The 16689-nt window shown below is 59.0% G+C and carries 17 protein-coding genes and 2 pseudogenes; 3 read left to right on the top strand and 16 right to left on the bottom strand.

From position 1 onward, the window contains the following. Positions 1-19: 19 nt before the first annotated feature. The gene (locus tag RCH91_RS21495) at positions 20-307 is read right to left on the bottom strand and encodes a transposase (protein ID WP_373694395.1); all 288 of its coding nucleotides are present in this window, start codon (positions 305-307) and stop codon (positions 20-22) included. On the opposite strand from RCH91_RS21495, the pseudogene RCH91_RS14155 reads away from it, so the two are divergent. The 3 genes and pseudogenes from RCH91_RS14155 to RCH91_RS14145 all read left to right on the top strand — a co-directional run. Next, positions 238-968: pseudogene (locus tag RCH91_RS14155) on the top strand (SMC family ATPase); the annotation flags it as partial. The gene RCH91_RS21495 and the pseudogene RCH91_RS14155 overlap by 70 nt on opposite strands. 210 nt (positions 969-1178) lie before the next feature. Further along, positions 1179-1553 (top strand): annotated as a pseudogene (locus tag RCH91_RS21490) (hypothetical protein); the annotation flags it as partial. Positions 1554-1608: 55 nt separating this feature from the next. Next, on the top strand, positions 1609-1941 hold the full coding sequence (locus RCH91_RS14145; RefSeq protein WP_306535614.1) for an ASKHA domain-containing protein: 333 nt from the start codon (positions 1609-1611) through the stop codon (positions 1939-1941). On the opposite strand, the gene RCH91_RS14140 is transcribed toward RCH91_RS14145, so the two are convergent. The 15 genes from RCH91_RS14140 to RCH91_RS14070 form a co-directional block, all read right to left on the bottom strand. Further along, positions 1938-2585: a hypothetical protein gene (locus RCH91_RS14140; protein ID WP_306535613.1), complete on the bottom strand. Its 648-nt coding sequence runs from the start codon at positions 2583-2585 to the stop codon at positions 1938-1940. The two genes, RCH91_RS14145 and RCH91_RS14140, sit on opposite strands and share 4 nt — an antisense overlap. 36 nt (positions 2586-2621) lie before the next feature. After that, the gene (locus RCH91_RS14135) at positions 2622-3044 is read right to left on the bottom strand and encodes a cytochrome c (RefSeq protein ID WP_306535612.1); all 423 of its coding nucleotides are present in this window, start codon (positions 3042-3044) and stop codon (positions 2622-2624) included. A 25-nt stretch (positions 3045-3069) separates the two neighbouring features. Then, positions 3070-3987: a GerMN domain-containing protein gene (locus tag RCH91_RS14130; protein ID WP_306535611.1), complete on the bottom strand. Its 918-nt coding sequence runs from the start codon at positions 3985-3987 to the stop codon at positions 3070-3072. A gap of 96 nt (positions 3988-4083) precedes the next feature. Further along, complete coding sequence (locus RCH91_RS14125; protein WP_306535610.1) at positions 4084-4557, bottom strand: hypothetical protein; 474 nt, start codon at positions 4555-4557, stop codon at positions 4084-4086. Between the two features lie 76 nt (positions 4558-4633). Then, positions 4634-7771, bottom strand: coding sequence for an efflux RND transporter permease subunit (locus RCH91_RS14120; RefSeq protein WP_306535609.1), 3138 nt, complete (start codon positions 7769-7771; stop codon positions 4634-4636). Positions 7772-7872: 101 nt separating this feature from the next. Further along, the gene (locus RCH91_RS14115) at positions 7873-9270 is read right to left on the bottom strand and encodes an efflux RND transporter periplasmic adaptor subunit (protein ID WP_306535608.1); all 1398 of its coding nucleotides are present in this window, start codon (positions 9268-9270) and stop codon (positions 7873-7875) included. Positions 9271-9343: 73 nt separating this feature from the next. Further along, positions 9344-10624 (bottom strand): TolC family protein, encoded by a 1281-nt coding sequence (locus RCH91_RS14110; protein WP_306535607.1) that lies wholly within the window; start codon positions 10622-10624, stop codon positions 9344-9346. 192 nt (positions 10625-10816) lie between these two features. Further along, positions 10817-12214: a sigma-54 dependent transcriptional regulator gene (locus tag RCH91_RS14105; RefSeq protein ID WP_306535606.1), complete on the bottom strand. Its 1398-nt coding sequence runs from the start codon at positions 12212-12214 to the stop codon at positions 10817-10819. Between the two features lie 21 nt (positions 12215-12235). Further along, entirely contained in the window at positions 12236-12373 is a 138-nt protein-coding gene (locus tag RCH91_RS14100) for a hypothetical protein (protein WP_306535605.1), read from the bottom strand. A 111-nt stretch (positions 12374-12484) separates the two neighbouring features. Further along, positions 12485-12910: a response regulator gene (locus tag RCH91_RS14095; protein WP_306535604.1), complete on the bottom strand. Its 426-nt coding sequence runs from the start codon at positions 12908-12910 to the stop codon at positions 12485-12487. Positions 12911-12913: 3 nt separating this feature from the next. Next, positions 12914-13579 (bottom strand): ABC transporter ATP-binding protein, encoded by a 666-nt coding sequence (locus RCH91_RS14090; RefSeq protein WP_306535603.1) that lies wholly within the window; start codon positions 13577-13579, stop codon positions 12914-12916. A 53-nt stretch (positions 13580-13632) separates the two neighbouring features. Further along, the gene (locus tag RCH91_RS14085) at positions 13633-14793 is read right to left on the bottom strand and encodes an FtsX-like permease family protein (protein ID WP_306535602.1); all 1161 of its coding nucleotides are present in this window, start codon (positions 14791-14793) and stop codon (positions 13633-13635) included. 24 nt (positions 14794-14817) lie between these two features. Continuing rightward, the gene (locus RCH91_RS14080) at positions 14818-15288 is read right to left on the bottom strand and encodes a DUF2318 domain-containing protein (RefSeq protein ID WP_306535601.1); all 471 of its coding nucleotides are present in this window, start codon (positions 15286-15288) and stop codon (positions 14818-14820) included. An 87-nt stretch (positions 15289-15375) separates the two neighbouring features. Further along, complete coding sequence (locus tag RCH91_RS14075) at positions 15376-15792, bottom strand: heavy-metal-associated domain-containing protein (RefSeq protein WP_306535600.1); 417 nt, start codon at positions 15790-15792, stop codon at positions 15376-15378. Between the two features lie 25 nt (positions 15793-15817). Continuing rightward, entirely contained in the window at positions 15818-16249 is a 432-nt protein-coding gene (locus RCH91_RS14070; RefSeq protein WP_306535599.1) for a heavy-metal-associated domain-containing protein, read from the bottom strand. Positions 16250-16689 lie beyond the last annotated feature (440 nt).

Genomic DNA, 16689 nt, shown 5'->3' with positions numbered 1-16689 from the left:
CGGCAAATAAACAGAGCAATTAAGATGCATAGGCAGCACAGGGGTGCTCGAAGAACTTTTTCACTTTGGTTCGGTTGTTCTGTAAATGCCGCATATGCTTTCTGGCCTTTGACTCAAGTTGCTTGGCATTTTGTGCCCGTTTCCCTGAATGGACACGCCCTTTCAGGCTGTTGTTGAGATACTCATCAGGATTCAGTTCCGGTGAATAGGACGGCAGGTAGAACACTTCGATCTTCTCGACTTCTGGATGACCTTCAGAAGCAACTTGGCGGGAAGAAAGACGAGCTTGCCCGTCTCCAGGAAGCATATCAGCACGACAGGAACAGGGATGCCCGTGACGAGAAAGACCGGCTGGTGGCAGAAGTAGCCTCACTGCGCCAGAAAATCGAGAACCTGGAGAAGGACGCCTGCGCCTTGAGGGTGAGATTGGCAAGCTGAAGGTGCTCAAGGAAGAGATCGACCGTAAGCTGACCGAGAAGACCTCCTTTGAGCAGAAGGAAAAGTTGGTCAAGTTCCTCCGTAACCAGGTTTTCAAGAACGTATCAGCCCAGCTCTCGGAACGATTCCGGGAGGAAATCAGCCTACGCGCCGACCGGATCTACCGTACCATCGCCGAGGCCGATGAAGAACTGGTCTGGGGCGAAAACTACCAGATCGTCCTGCGGGACATGGCGGACGGCGCGGTCCGCGAACGGAGCGACGACCAGCTCTCCGGTGGCCAGACCATGAGCGCCGTGGTGGCCCTGCGGCTGGCGCTGCTCCAGACCATCGGCGCCCGCATCGCCTTCTTCGACGAGCCGACCTCCAACCTGGATGCTTCCCGTCGTGAGAACCTCGCCACCGCCTTCCGCGCCATCGACGTTGGCCGCGAAGAGGTCACCGAGCACTGGTACGACCAGCTGTTCCTCATCAGCCACGATGTGGCGTTTACCGAAATCACCGATCAGATGATTCAGTTGGGGGAATAGGCTGAATTTCCAATACTGAGAATTGCAAGTCGAGCACATCGGTCCCAATAGCCAAAAAAAAACCAATATTCAGACTGTTAGGCCTATCCGCGCCAAAGGTCCCTTCCTAGAAACCATACCGGTTTTAAATGGATATTTTTGCTAAATTTCCGCTAAAGTTTCTGTCAGACCATCCGGGCAACCGAGGGGCACAAAGCCACCTATCCACAAATGGAAAAAGGGGCTGTCGAAGTGGCATTATGGGTGAGCCTGCACTACGGAGTGGCTCGTGGCGGAGGGGCCGCCGCCCACGGCGTTCGGGGGGATGTAACGCTCCGCCCCTGTGTGGTCAAGCGCTACGATCCTGACCGCCATGTAACCGCCGTCCTGGTCGGGGGCGAACTTCTCGTCGTCGAACAGGGCGATACCTCGGCCGAGCGCTTCGGCCTGGTGGTCGACATCGGCACCACCACCCTCGTGGCCGCCCTCATCGATCTGGCGGACGGCCGTGAGCTCGCCACCGCCTCGGCCCTCAATCCCCAGAGCCTCCACGCCCAGGACGTCCTCTCCCGCATCAGGTTCGCATCTACTCCCGATGGGCTGGAGGAGATGCGGCGCAGCGTCGTTGAAGAGATCAACCGGCTCATCGCTTCGGTCGTCGGTGCAGCTCGCCAAGGGGGCCATCCGGGCAGGCATCGACCTGCTCCTGCGCCATCTGGGCGTCGAGGCAGGGAAGGTGCGATCCGTCCTCATCGCCGGCTCCTTCGGCTACCACCTGAGGGCCAAGAGCCTCATAGGCCTTGGCCTACTTCCGTCGGAGTTCGCCGGAAAGATTGAGTTCGTTGGCAACACCTCCAAGACCGGCGCCGAGACAATCCTTCTCGACCGGGAGTGCCGGCCGGAGATGGTCCGGCTTGTCGCCGGCGTGGAGGTGGTGGAGCTTGCTGCAGCCGCAGACTTCGATAAAGCATTCGTGGCATCGTTGGGATTTTAAGAATCATGCTCCTTTAGATATGCTTCCTTGCAGTGCTCGGAGCAGAAATAGAGCGTATGGCCATGTTTCTCGATTCTGCTTGAAGCGGTGGTTGCCGAAATCGGCATCCCGCAGACCAGGTCTACTACGATGTAGTCTTTCTGGTAGAGGGGATGGGTTTCCAGGCGGAGATAGGTATCGACAAATTCGAGAACTTTTTCTTCCACCCAGCGGCCGATTGTTTCGTCAGCACCTGAAAGCGGAAAGCTTGCCTCTTCATTCCTCTTGTACTCCATCAATACGGGGAGTATTTGCAGATCGTAGCGTATCGTCAGCTCTTCATCCTTTTCCCCCGGGAGTACCCCGAAATCAAGAGAGACAGTGGCAGGGAAACGCGGCGTGTGGGCAAACTCGCAGGTACAGTGAAAATCTGTACCGGAATGGCGATCGGAAATTACCGCGTTGTCGAACTGGCGAGACAACTCCAATAGCCGGGGATGGACAACCGATTCCAGTACATGCTGGGCTTCAGCGGCAAACCGCCCGCGCTGGTCCAGCATCTCTTTCATTGTACTGTCGATGAGGCGCTGCCTCTCCGCAAGCTCGCGCCGGTGTTCATCAAGGCGGTTGCGAATCTTCTCCTGTAATTGTGCGGTATCTTCCATGATGTTCCTCCTCGGCCCAATGACTGCCAGGCCTCGTCAGTCCCGAAATTTGGCGTGGCACTCGTTGCACCGTTCTTCAGCCTTCCTGAAAGAGGTCCTGGCCCCCGCAAGATCCCCCTTTTTCGCCATGCCTGCCGTTGCCGTTACGTCAGCACCGAAGGCATCGGCTATTTTCTTGAACGTGGCAATTTTTTTCAGGTTCTTGTGGGGCTTTGACTTTTTCAGGTCCGGGATGGTCGCCAGTATCTTCTCGGCCTCAGCCTCGACCGCAGAGGTATCCCCTTTTTCCAGTGCCTCGTTGATCTTGGCCTGGACTTGGGCATACATGGGCATCATCTTGTGGAACCTGTCCATCTGGGCGTCACTGTGGTTCGTTCCATGCTTTTCCCCACCGTGAGCAAAAGCGATGCCGTGGGTCAATAAGAATGCCCAGACCATGAGCATTATTGTCATTTTCATCGTTCACTTCCTTTCCTGAACTGCTTCAGTGTTCTTTCACTTCAAGCGCAAACTCCCCGGTTCCTTCAGCGGAGCGGCCGAGCTTGTCGATCACCTTCCAGCCAACTCTTACCGGCATTCCCGCCTTGAACAGGGATGGGGCCTTCGGCTTCAGAACTGCCGCCATGCCTAAGACCGAGTGGTAAACGTCGCCTTCGAAGGGCTTGCCGTCTCCGCCTGTCATTCTCAACTCTTTGATCTCTACCGGTCGATCGAAGAAGGCGTTCACCTCTTCGACCTCCGTTGCCCCCTTGTCCTTCATGGCGGTGACGCTCAGAAGCCTGGGTGAGGAGGGGGACAGGACAGCACTTTCATCCGGCCTCAGCGGCTGACGCTCCAAGCCGCCATGTCCCATGAATTTCCCAGCATCCTTGCTATCCACGGAGCCGCTCTCTTTTCCTTCGATCTGCACTCGAACGTCCCTGACCTTGCCGAACTGGGAAAGCGTGAGGACAATCGCATCAAGCATGGCTCTTTCAACCGCGGCATCGGCTTTTGAGTCAAGGATTTCCTTGCTGAAGTTTACGGTTACGACGCCACCCTGTTCGACAATGCCGAGGATGCGGGTTCCGGAAGCAAAGGGTTGGAGGAATTCACCCTTGTAGCTCCCTACGTCCATACCGCCGAGGAGTCGCTCCAACGCAACCTTCCTGATGCTTTCCTTATTGAAGGTGAAGAACGGAAAGGGAACCACCTTGCCCTGCTCCTTTGCAGAAGGGAAATAGATGACGAAGGCGTAGCAGGTTCCCTTGTCGGTCGTCGGAGCTGGGCCAAAATATCTTTCATACGCCGAGGTTGCAGAGGTCCGGGTCTGCTTTGCCGGCGCAGTTTTCTGCTCCTTCGTACATGCAACCAAGGCGATGAGTCCAAGCATTGCTACCAACAGTAAACGAACCATTTTCATGGTGCTCTCCAGATCATAAGCAAAGGGGCGACCGACAGCCGGCCGCCCCCTGTGCCGACTTAACGCGGCTTTTTCTCCTATGTTGCCAGCGTTATGTTACTTCACCACGTACCAGAACTTCGCGCTCCGCACCTTGCCGTCGGCCAGCTTGAACTTAGCCATGACGCCATACTTCCCCTTCTTGGAGAGGTCGAAGTCGGCGCCGAAGTGCCCTTGCATCCCCATCATGTCCTTGACCTGCTCTGATTTGTCGGGACCCTGCACCTTCACCGTCACTTCTCCCTCCGTCAGCGCCTTGCCTGACTTCGCATCCTTGAACTCGACGGCGACATGGTGGGTTTCCTTCATCTCCTTGGGCATCTCCATCTTCATGGCCTTCATGTGCTCTTTCATGCTCATGACCTTGAAGGTGGCCTTCACTCCTTCAACTACCTCCTCGTGGGCGACGTCTCCCCCATGCTTGCCGTGATCCATCTTCATGGAGCCGTGGCCATGGTCGGCGGCAAGGACAGTGAGGGGGGCCGAGAGGGCGAATGTTGCGGCGGCGATGATGACTGCGAGTTTTTTCATGATGTTTCTCCTTTTGATGGTGTAGGGGCGGGGTTTCCCCGCCCAGGGCGCGGAGACCGCGCCCCTACGTTGTGAATTAGTGTTTCATCCCGGAATAGTGCAGTTTCCCCTTCTTCAGATCACGCTTCTTCATCATCACGAAGATGACCGGTGTCATGATGAGGACGTGGATGGCCGAGGAGATCATCCCGCCGATCATGGGGGCCGCGATCGGCTTCATGACGTCGGCGCCGGTGCCGGAAGACCACATGATCGGCACCAGCCCCAGAAGTGCCACCGCCACGGTCATCAGCTTGGGGCGCAGGCGCAGCACCGCCCCCTCGAAGGTGGCGTCGTAGATGTCCTGCTCGGTGCACGGCCCGTTGATGAGCTTTTTGTCCAGGGCCTCGTGGAGATAGATGACCATCACGACCCCTGTCTCCACCGCCACGCCGTAGAGGGCGATGAAGCCGACCCACACCGCCACCGACAGGTTGTATCCCAGGGCCGCCACCAGGTAGACCCCTCCCACCAGGGCGAACGGCACCGAGAGCATGACCATGCTCGCCTCCAGAGCCGAATGGAAGGTGAAGTAGAGGAGGATGAAGATGATCACCATCCCCGCTGGCACAAGAATCTGGAGCCGCTGCTTGGCCCGGATCTGGTTCTCCCACTGCCCCGACCATGCCACGTAGTAGCCCGGCGGGAGCTTGAGGTTCTTTTCGAGAACCGTCTTCGCCTCCCCCACGAAGCCCCCCATGTCGCGTCCCCGCACGTTGAGGAAGACGATGGAGCGGAGCAGCCCCCCTTCGCTGTTGATTTCCGGCGCGCCGGTGGAGACCTTGAGCTTCGTCACCAGAGAGAGCGGCACCTGGGCGCCGTTCATGCCGCCGATGAGGATGCGCTGGATGGCTGGGATGTTGTCCCGATAGTCGCGCATGTAGCGGATGCGGATCGGGAAGCGGTTGCGTCCCTCCACCGAGGTGGAGAGCATCTCACCCCCCAGGGCGGTCTCGATGACCCCCTGGATGTCGCCCACGTTCACCCCATAGCGGGCTGCGGCTTCCCGGTCGATGTCGATGTCGATGTAGTTGCCGCCGGTAACCCGCTCGGCCACCACGTCGGCGGCACCGGGAACCGTCTTCAGGATCCCTTCCGCCTGTACCGCCAGATCCTTCAGGACGTTCAGGTCGTTGCCGAAGATTTTCACCCCCAGGTCGGTTCGCACCCCGGTGGAGAGCATGTTGATCCGGTTGATGATCGGCTGGGTCCATCCGTTTCTGACCCCTATTTGCTGGAGCTTGGCGTCCAGCTCGGAAACGATGTCGGCCTTGGTGACCCCGGCGCGCCACTTATCCTTCGGTTTCAGGATGATGATGCTCTCGAACATGGAAACCGGTGCCGGGTCGGTGGAGGTTTCGGCACGTCCCACCTTGCCGAGGACGTGTTCCACCTCAGGAACGCTCTTGATGATCGTGTCCTGCACCTGGATCAGCCGCTTCGCCTCGGTGATGGAGATGTTGGGGAGCGTCACCGGCATGTAGAGGAGCGACCCTTCGTCAAGGGGGGGCATGAACTCGGAGCCCAGGGACATGAACATCGGGACGGCGATGGCCAGGGCTGCGATGTTGAGAGCGATGGTGGTCTTTTTCCACTTTAGCACCCACTTGATGACCGGTGAGTAGAGGCGAATGAAGAACATGGAGACCGGGTTGGAGCTCTCCGGCGGCATCTTCCCCCGCATGAAGAAGTACATGAGAACCGGCACGAGCGTTATGGCGATAAAGGCCGATCCCACCATGGAGAAAGTCTTGGTGAAGGCGAGGGGGTGGAACATCTTCCCTTCCTGACCCTCCAGGAGGAAGACCGGCACGAAGGAGAGGACGATGATTGCCAGGGAGAAGAAGATGGCCCGCCCCACCTGCTTGGCCGAGGAGATGATCACCTCCAGCCGCTTCTCCTTTCGTTCCTCCGGTGGCAGTTCGGAGAGATGCCGGTAGCAGTTCTCCACCATGATGACCCCGGCGTCCACCAGCACGCCGATGGCGATGGCGATCCCCCCCAGGGACATGATGTTGGAGGTGACCCCCATCAGCTTCATGGTGATGAACGAGATCAACACCGCAATGGGGAGTGTCAGCACAATCACCAGGGAACTCTGGAAGTGGAGGAGGAAGGCGAGGATGACGAGGGAAACGACCACGGATTCTTCCAACAGGGCGTGTTTCAGGGTGTCCACGGCCCGCATGATCAGATCGGAACGGTCATAGGAAACCATGATCTTAACGCCGGGGGGTAGCCCCTGCTCCAGCGACTTGATCTTTTCCTTCACCCGATGGATGACGTCGTGGGCGTTCTCGCCGTAGCGCATGACCACGATGCCCCCGACCGCCTCCCCTTCGCCGTTCATGTCAAGGAGTCCCCGGCGGATGGCGCCACCAAGCTGAACGCTGCCGAGATTTTTCACATAGACGGGGGTGCCGCGCATGTCGGCCCCGACCACGATATCCTCCAGGTCCTTGGTGGACTTGATGTATCCCTTGCCGCGGATCAGGTACTCGGCGTCGGCCTGCTCCAGGAGCCTCCCCCCCACGTCGTTGTTGGAGCGCTTGACCGCCTCCATGACCTGATCGACCTTGATGTTGTAGGCGAAGAGCCGGTTAGGGTCCAGGTCGATCTGGTACTCGCGGACGTACCCGCCGATGGAGGCCACTTCGGCCACGCCGGGAACGGTGTTCAGCTGGTAGCGGACGAACCAGTCCTGGAGGGTCCGGAGCTGTTCCAGGTCATACCCCTTCCCTTCCAGGGTGTACCAGAAGACGTGGCCGACGCCGGTGCCGTCGGGGCCAAGCGTCGGGCGCACGTTGGGCGGCAGGAGCGAGGCGGCGTAGTTGAGGCGCTCCAGCACCCTCGTTCTCGCCCAGTAGATGTCAGCCTTGTCCTCGAAGATCACGTAGATCATGGAGAAGCCGAAGGCGCTCGACGCGCGGACGGCGCGCACCTGCGGGAGCCCCTGGAGGTTAACCGCCAGAGGATAGGTCACCTGGTCCTCCACAACCTGGGGAGAGCGGCCGGGGTATTCGGTGAAGACGATCACCTGGTTGTCGGAGAGGTCCGGAATGGCGTCCACCGGCGTTTTGTATACCGCCCAGACCCCCCAGGCAATGATCAGGGCGAAGATCATCAGGATGATCACACGGTTGCGGGCGGAATATTCGATGATTCTTTCAATCATTGAGAACCTCCGGGACCGGGGACCGGGGACCTGGAACCGGCAAAAGCCTTTAAAAGCGCATTTACCGGTCCCCGGTCCCTGGTCCCGGATCCCCGAATTAATTACATTTTCATGTCATCCATGTTCAGGCTGTCTTTCTTTGGGGCCGCGGGGGCTCCATGCCCTTCGTGGCCTCCTGGCGCAGGGGCGGTGCCTTTTTCGTCCGGCTTCGCTCCCGGCTGCCCGCCGTGGCCGGCATGGCCACCGCCGGTCCCCTTGAGCTGCGACTCGGAATCGATCAGGTACGAGCCGCTGGCCGCAACCTTCTCCCCAGCCTTCAGCCCGGAAAGGACCTGGAGCATTTCCCCCACCCGGGCGCCCACCTTCACGTCCCGGGGCGCGAACATCCCCGGCTCCGTCTCGACCCATGCCACCTGGCGCGTACCGGTGTCCATCACCGCCGTCACCGGCACGGTCACGGCGGTGCCCAGAGGCACCTTGACCGACGCGTTCACGAACATGTCCGGCTTGAGCTTCATACCGGGGTTGGGCAACTCGACCCTCACCTTGACCGTCCGTGTCTTGGGATCAAGGAAAGGGTAGACGAACGACACCCGGCCGGAGAAGGTCTTGCCGGGCCAGGACTGGGAAATGATGTCAACCCGCTGGCCGAGTTTTATGAAGGAGAACTCGTTTTCATAGACCTCCACCTCCACCCAGACATTGGAGAGATCGGCGATGTTGAAGAGAGGGTCCCCCGTGTTCACGTACTGTCCCTCAAGGGCCATCTTTTCGATGACGACACCGGAGAGGGGCGTATAGATGGAGAGTCGGATGTTCGGCTGTCCAGCCTTCTCGAGCGCTGCGATCTGGTGTTCCTTCACCCCCATGAGGAGGAGCCGCTGTCGGGCCGACGCCACGAGCCCCTCGCCCCCCTGGGAGATGGAGGCGATGGGGGAATCCTTGAGCCGGTCGCGGCTTCGGAGTGCCAGGAGGTATTCCTGCTGGGCGGAAACGAGGTCCGGGGAATAGACCTCGGCCACCGGTTTCCCCTTGGATACATAGGCGCCGACGGTATTGACATAGAGCCTGTCGATCCGGCCCGCCACCCACGCGGTGACCTTTGCCTGGCGCGACTGGTCGTACTGCACGATGCCGACGGCATTCACCTCCTTGGTGAGGGGCATCGTCTTCGCCTCCACGGTGGCGACGTTGGCCATCACCTGCTGGGTGGGGGAAAGGGAGACGTGGCCGAGCATCTCAAGCTCTTTGGCGTTGGCCTGGGCCCCCTCCACCTTCTTGATGAGCTCCATGCCGCAGATGGGGCAGGTGCCCGGCTTGTCCTTGATGATGAAGGGGTGCATGGCGCAGGTGTAGAGCACCGGCCCTTGGGCGGCCTTTTCACCCTCCTTTGCCCCCTTTGCGGTTTCCCCCTTCTGCTGCCACAGGTAGTATCCTCCGCCCGCCGAGGCCAGGAGAATCACTGCCACCGGAATTGCAACCTTCGCGCTCAATTTCATGATCGTACCTCTCGGTGTATGGAAAATTTCAATGCATGGTGATTGTCAAAGCAGGCGCTGCCGGAAAGATCCCTTACTCCTGCAACTCCCTGCCCACCAGCGCTTCAAGCTGGGCGAGCCGCATCTGGTATTCGGCCAGGGATTCGTAATAGTCACGTTCGTAGTTGAACAGGGTCACGCGGTTGTCCAGGAGCGTGAGGAAGTCGACCTTATTCACCCGGTAGCCGATTGTGGCCGACTCCAGCGACTGCTCCGCCTGGGGGATGATGCCGGTGCGGTACAGCTTTGCCAGCTTCTCGCGCCGCTCCAGCTGGGCAAGGCTGTCGGCGATGCCGAGGTTGATGCTGTTATTCAGGGTGTTCAGTTCCGCGGTTACCATGGCGATCTCGGCCGTCGACTCCCGGACCATGGCATGGCGTCGTTCCCGCTGGACCGGAAGATTGAAGGTGAGGCCTGCGCTGTACATGTCGTACCCCTTCTCCATGTCGTCGATGGGGTCGCGCTGCATGTACTCGAAGGAGAGATTCACGTCGGGGAAGAACTCCTTTTCCGCCAGGCGGTGGGCCGCTTCCCCCTTCTCGATCAGGGCGCGCAGGCTCTTTATCATCGGGCGATTCTCCGCGGCCATGTCCCGGAGCTGCTCGGGAGACCAGGTGAAGGGCTTCAGCTCGAAGTCGGCGACTTTTCCCACTGGCGTTTCGGCCGGGCGGTAGAGCAGGGTGTTCAGGGTCGCCTGGAGGCTTTTTCTCTGCTGCTCAAGGGTGATCTTCATGTCGAACATCTTTGAGCGTTCAACCTGTGCCTTGAAGATATCCTGCTGGGCGCCCTGCCCCACGGAGTATTTCGTCTCGGCGAGCGCGATGAAGTCATCCATGATCCGGATGTTCTTCTCAACGATCTCCAGCTCCTTGTCGGTCACGAAGATCTGAAAGTATGTCTCCTTCACCATCCGGGCCAGTTCCAGCTTCCGCTCCTCCACCTGCCACTTGAGGGCCTCGGCTTCCTTAGCTGCCACCTCCGCCTTCAGGTCACGCTTTCCCCAGAAGGGGAGCTGCTGCGAGATGCCGATCACCCGCTGGCTCATGGGGTCCCGCCGTGAGTTGAACGGATCGCGCACCAGGAAATTCTGGAGTTTGAGCATGAGCATCGGGTCATCGAGCGCTCCTGCTTGTGCCACACGGTTGCGGAACATCTCCCATCGGGCCTCGGACGCCTTCAACTCCGGGTTGCTGGCGACGGCGGTCTCGACGAGTTTCGGCAGATCTTCGGAAGGCTTCGCCTCCTCGGCCGGTGCCCGGTAAGGAACTGCCAGCACGGCGAGGAGCATGAGCCCGACGGCGAGTCGTGATTTCATGGGGTCTCCTGGAAGGTGAAGTGATGAGTTATGGCTTTACACACGCCATGCCAAAAGCCAATTGGCTGAATTTACGACACTTATTAAAGTTGGGGTTCTTGTTTGACTGCAAACTTGCAGAATATTCGGCAACAGCATCCGAATATTCCCTACTGTGGAGCTTGCACAAACTCTATTCCTATCGGCAGGTCTTTAATTAACTTTAGATTTATCATGAAAATATTTTTCACTTTTTGCCGGCGGAATGATTGCGTATTTTTCCATGCGGTAGACAAGGGTATGGCGGGGGACCCTGAGGAAGCGTGCCGCCGCCGTCTGGTTCCAGTTGTTCCGTTCAAGGGCTTGCACGACCGCATCGCGCTCAAGCTGCTCCAGTGAATACCCCTCATCGGGAAGGGTAACGACTTCCTTCTGCATCGGCCGTCGGTCGCCACGGACCTTGTCGGGCAGGTCCTCAACGGTGACGGTATCGCCGGTGCGCATGATCAGGAGGCGTTCCACGGTATTTTCCAGCTCCCGGACGTTTCCGGGCCAGGTATACATCATGAGCACATCGAGGGCGTTGCGGCTGAATTCCACATCCGCCCCGCCGAATTTCCGCGCAAAGTGCCTGACCAGGAGGAGGATGTCTTTCTTGCGCTCGCGCAGGGGGGGAAGGTGAAGCGGGATCACGGAGAGTCGGTAGTAGAGGTCTTCGCGAAACCCTCCTTTAGCGATAACCTTCTCAAGATCGACATTCGTGGCTGCCACGACCCTTACATCAAGGCGCCGGGGAGCATCTCCACCCACCGGTTCCACCACCCGCTCCTGGAGGGCGCGCAGGAGCTTGGGCTGCAATTCCAGGGGCAGTTCTCCGATCTCGTCGAGAAAGAGGGTCCCCCCATCGGCCTGCTGGAATTTTCCGGGCTTGTCCTTAATCGCTCCGGTAAACGCTCCCTTGACGTGGCCGAACAGCTCGCTTTCCAGAAGATCCCGGGGTATTGCCGCACAGTTGATGGCAACGAACTGTCCCTGGCAACGGCCGCTCAGGTCGTGAATGGCTCGCGCCACCAGTTCCTTGCCGGTTCCCGATTCTCCCGTTACCAGCACCGTAGCTTCGGTGCCGGCGACCCGACGGATGGTGTCGAAGACCATTGTCATCTCGCGGGAGGTGCCGATGATATTCTGGAACCCGATCCGGTCGGCAAGATCGTCGTGGATGGGGGGAACGTCCGCCACGGCACGCTCGGTCATCTGGAGTGCCTTGGCCACGATGAGGCACAACTCGTCCCTCTTGAACGGCTTGGTCAGATAATCGTAGGCGCCGAGCTTCATGGCTTCCACCGCCGCACCAACCGCGCCAAAGGCGGTGACGATGACGACGGGGGTGGAGTAGGAGCGCTTTTTGATCTCCTTCAGCACCTGGAGTCCGTCCATTCTCCCCATCTTCACATCGGTCACTACAAGGTCGGGCGTGAATCCGGCGAAGGCGGCAAGGCCTTCCTCTCCCGAGACGGCGGTGATGACAGCGTATCCCGCCTCCTGAAGGTTAAATTCCATCACCCTCCGCAGGGAGGGATCATCATCAATGACGAGTATCGTTCGTTTCATTCTCAGACCTGATCGGAGACTTCATTCCACGCTCGTGACCACTTCGACTTCTCCGCCGGGACGGGCCACCTCCACCTTCCCCTTGACCTCGATGGGGCGCCGGAGCGTGTCGTAGACCGGGCAGTGATGCTCGATGGCATCCTTGATTGTATCGGACATCAGCCTGCTGCCCCCTCTCTGGGCCTGGTGCGGCCATTGTATATCGTATTCTAGCATGCCATGACATCCTGAAGAGTCAATGTCACGACAAAGCGTAACATGCTATTTTTGTTAGAACTGCTGCCGCAATTCCATAACGAACCACAGCAATGTAAACAGTTCATCCGGGTTGTAGGGTGTGTTCACGATTCCCATTACTCCCGCCAATCCTGCTTTGTCGCAAAGATCTATTACTGGCGGCTCAGAATCGCCAAGAACTACGTACATGTCCGGCCGTTTCGCGAGAGCCGATCGGGTCAGTTCGACACCGTCGATATCAGGAAGCTGTGCATCGGCAACCATGATCGTCCAGGGCTCGGCCTCGATTGCCGCCAGAGCCTCTTTTCCGCTCTCGACTCGGGCAACCTTCAGGTTTTCCTGGGTGAAGAACTCTTCGAGTTCAGTGCATAGCTTCCGTTCAGTAACGAAAAGGAAATCTCCGCACTCCGGTTGGGTTTCGCTCGAATACATTTTGTCTCTGGCCTCTACCCCGTACACCCGTCAAACCACCCTGCCGTCCCGGATCTGGATCGTCCGGTCGGTATACTGGCAGTTCTCGGGGTTGTGGGTCACCATCACCACGGTCTGCCCCTCGTCGTTCAGCTCCCGGAAAAGGGCCATGACCGCCTCGCTGTTGGCGGTGTCGAGGTTGCCGGTCGGCTCGTCGGCGAAGAGGATGTGGGGACGGTTGACGATGGCCCGGGCTATGGCAACCCGCTCCTGCTCGCCGCCGGAGAGCTGGTTCGGCAGGCGGTCCGATTTACCGCCGAGTCCGACCCGTTCCAAGGCCTGAAGGGCCGCCTGCCGTTTCTCGTCTCCCTTCATGGGTGCGATGGTCAGGGGAAGCATGACGTTCTCCTGGGCCGTGAGATACGGTATCAGGTGGAACGACTGGAAGACGAAACCGAAGTTCCCGGCGCGGAAGTCGGCCAGCCGTTCATCCCCCAGGGCATAGAGATCGGTTCCGTTGACCGTCACCCTGCCGCTGGTCGGATGGTTCATGCCGCCGAGGATGGAGAGAAGGGTGCTCTTTCCCGACCCGGACTGCCCCATGATGGTGATGAACTCGCCGGTTTCGATGCCGATATCGATTCCCCGCAGCGCCTCCACCGTCTCGTCGCCGCAGGAGTAGTGCTTGGTCAGATTGCTGATCTCTATGAGTGCCATGAAATACCCCGTTCTTCTTGTTGTTCCCGGTCCCTGGTCCCCGGTCCCCGCATTTACAGTGCCCGCAAGGCTTCGGTTGGGTCCATCCTGCTGGCGTGAAGTGCCGGATAGAGGCTCGCCAAAAGTCCCACCGTCACGGCGAGCCCGATGGAGCCCGATGCCACCAGCCCGTCCCAGACAAGGGCGGCACTCTTCGACTCGGCCATGAAGGGTAGGGCGAGCCTGGCCGCCCCCATTCCCGAGAGATAACCGAAGGCGCCGGCCAGCAGACTCACCAGAGCCGCCTCCAGGAGAATGATCCGCATGATGTGGGTTTTTCTGAAGCCGATGGCGCGAAAGACGCCGATCTCGGTGGTCCGCTCGTTGACGCTCCCCATCATGGTCACGAAGACGATGAGGGAGCCGATGAAGATTACCACCCCGGCGACGCCGTAGGAAAAGCGCTTGAACTGGTCGAGGGTCTTGAGCCGCGACTCCACCACCTGCTGGATGGCGGTGACCTTCGCCTCCGGGAGCTTCTCGGCTATCTGGACCACCATGTCGCCGATGGGGCAGCCGGCGCAGAGCGCCGCCACTTCTACAAGCGTGATCTTGTCCTCCTTGCCGAGGATCTTCTGGGCCTTCTTCAAATGCGCGAAGACCAGCGAATCATCCTGGGAGCCGGTCTGCTCCAGGATCCCCGCAACCTTCAGCGATTCGCCGCCAATGGTAACCGTGTCGCCCTGAGTGAGATTGAGCGTATCGGCGGTGGTGCTGCCGAGAAGGATCTCGTTCTCACTCTTTGGCTCGTCGCCGAAGATTCGCCACCACTGCTTCATCTTGAGCTCTTCCGTGAAGTCCACACCTACGAGGAGGACGTTTTTCTCCTTCAGGGTCGCCGCGCCGAGCACTTTGGGGGAGATGGCGAGGATGTTCCCGCTGTTTTTAATCGTGCGAATATTCGCCAGGTCCCCTTCGTGGATCTCCCGCTGGTCAAAGCTCACCCGGCCGAGGCTGATGCCGCCGTAGCTCATGGCCAGGTCCTCGCTCCTGGGCATGATGAGGATGTTGGCGCCGAACTCGTCCATCTTCCGGCCGATGTCGTTGGACATGGATTCGGTGAGGGTCACGAGCGTGACGATGGTGGCGATGCCGACCATGAGGCCAATGGTGAGAAACGCCATCTTGGCCTTGCGCCGCCGCAGGTTGTTCAGTGATATGGAGTGGAGTTTCATGGTGTCGTTGCCTCGCCGGTCCGGTTAGAAATAGCGCGTTCCCTGCTGGAGATCCGAAGCCTTCACAATGACGTTCCTGCCGTCACTGGCGGCGGGGAGGTACGAGGGGTTGCAGCCGCCGATGGAATGGGGGCCGATCCGGTTCGTCTGGAACTTCTTGCCGCAGTTCTTGCAGAGCATGGAGTCTCCGTCCTGGACATATCCCTTTTTATCCCGGAAGCAGACGTCGCAGGCATCAAAGGCGGTGTGAATCTGTCCGTCGCTCCCCTTCACCACGAAAAACCTGATCTCCTTGCCGCCGTCGGTATAGCGGTAGAAGTGGGCGCTGCCGTCCGAAACCTTTGCCAGCGGAATCGCCACCACGCCGTTGACCACTTTCACCTTCTCGACGCCGGACATGCCGGGGAAATTGAGAGCGAACACCGTCGCCACCCCGGCCAGTAGTGCCACTGCCACCAGAATCCCCCACTTTAAGCTCTTCTTCGGTACTTTCACGTTTGCCTCCTCGCCCGCAGGCTGATTGATTGTTTCGACCTGACTATTTCCCTTTGCCCTGCTTTTCTTTCCCATGACTCAGCTCCTTTAGCGAATCTTCGTCCGATCGCAGCATCCGCCGCCGCAGCCGCCACTGCGGGCAGCGCCGGGACCGCTCTTGTCGGCCTCCGTGCGGTAGTTGTCGGCACTCATTGTCTCCTGAACAATGCTCTGGTATCCCGCCTCGCTTACCGTTGCAGCCAGCTTCTGGGGAGCAGCTGTGTCGTCGTGCCAGACCGTCACCAGCCCGGACTCGATATCGACCTTCACTGAAGCAACCCCGGGCACCGTTTCCAGGGCGTTGGTGATCCTGGACGCACAGCCGCCGCAGGAAAGCCCCGTGGATTTGAGCACCGTTACCGTATCGGGTGACGTCGATGAAAGAGCCGCTCCCGCGCCAAGGACAAGCCCCAGCGCCGCCATTGTCAGTAACCGGAAGATTTTTGCTGTTCGCCCAGGTCTCATGCTTATTCTCCTTTCGTGATTCATTTTATTTCGAACTGCCGCACCCGCCGCCAGTGCCGCAGCCGCCACCTCCGCACCCGCTGGCCCGCGCGACTTTCGTGCCGAAATCCCGGCCCGCCACCTGCCGGAAATCGGCGAGCGACATCTGCTCCATTGGCCAACTCTGAAAGCCGGCTTTGCGGACTGCGCCGGCGAATGCCTCCGGACTGGCCGATTGTGTATCGTAACCGACCAGAACCCACCCGCCATTAACATCCACCTCGACTCCCGACACGCCCTTCAGCGGCTTGAGGGCCTTTTCGATCTTGCCGGCGCAACTGCGGCACGTCATCCCGAAGGTTTTGAGGGCAGCCACAGCGTTCGGAACCGGCGCAATCCTGACGTGAAAGGCCAGGTACACGATAAGCCCCACAGCACATGCCACCAGGATACCGGTACCTATTGTTCTCTTTCGCATGATGAGTCCCCTCTGACGCTTCCGTTACCTTTGCCGACTGCCAGCATCCGCCTGAGTCGTCATTATACAAAAGGCGGACCAACCCGCTAACATGCCGAAACCAAAGCAGTACTACATTTTATCGAGTGATGCGGTAAGCAGATGTGAGGAATAATCAGCAGCACGTGTCTGATATTCATCAGGGCCTATTGGCTTGTGGTTTTACCAAGACGTTATAGACATCCTCTGCGCAAATTAGTCGTATTTATTGACCATGGCCATTAACAAATAGCAGATAAAAATCCCGGAATAACCATGTTGAAAATCCAACAACTGCTGTGGACTATTCCGTAATATGTTGACTTGGCTGCCGGCAGACTTTGTTGCAACGCAACAATAACAACCAGTTATGCACTGGCACGGCATTTGTAGAAACCAGGCAATCATTCAAGTCCGGAGGT

Origin of the sequence: Geobacter sp., from assembly GCF_030834625.1 — a bacterium.
In the GTDB taxonomy this organism is placed as follows: Bacteria; Desulfobacterota; Desulfuromonadia; order Geobacterales; family Geobacteraceae; genus Geobacter.
The sequence above is the reverse complement of the archived record's forward strand: the minus strand, read 5'-3'. Positions and strand labels throughout refer to the sequence as shown.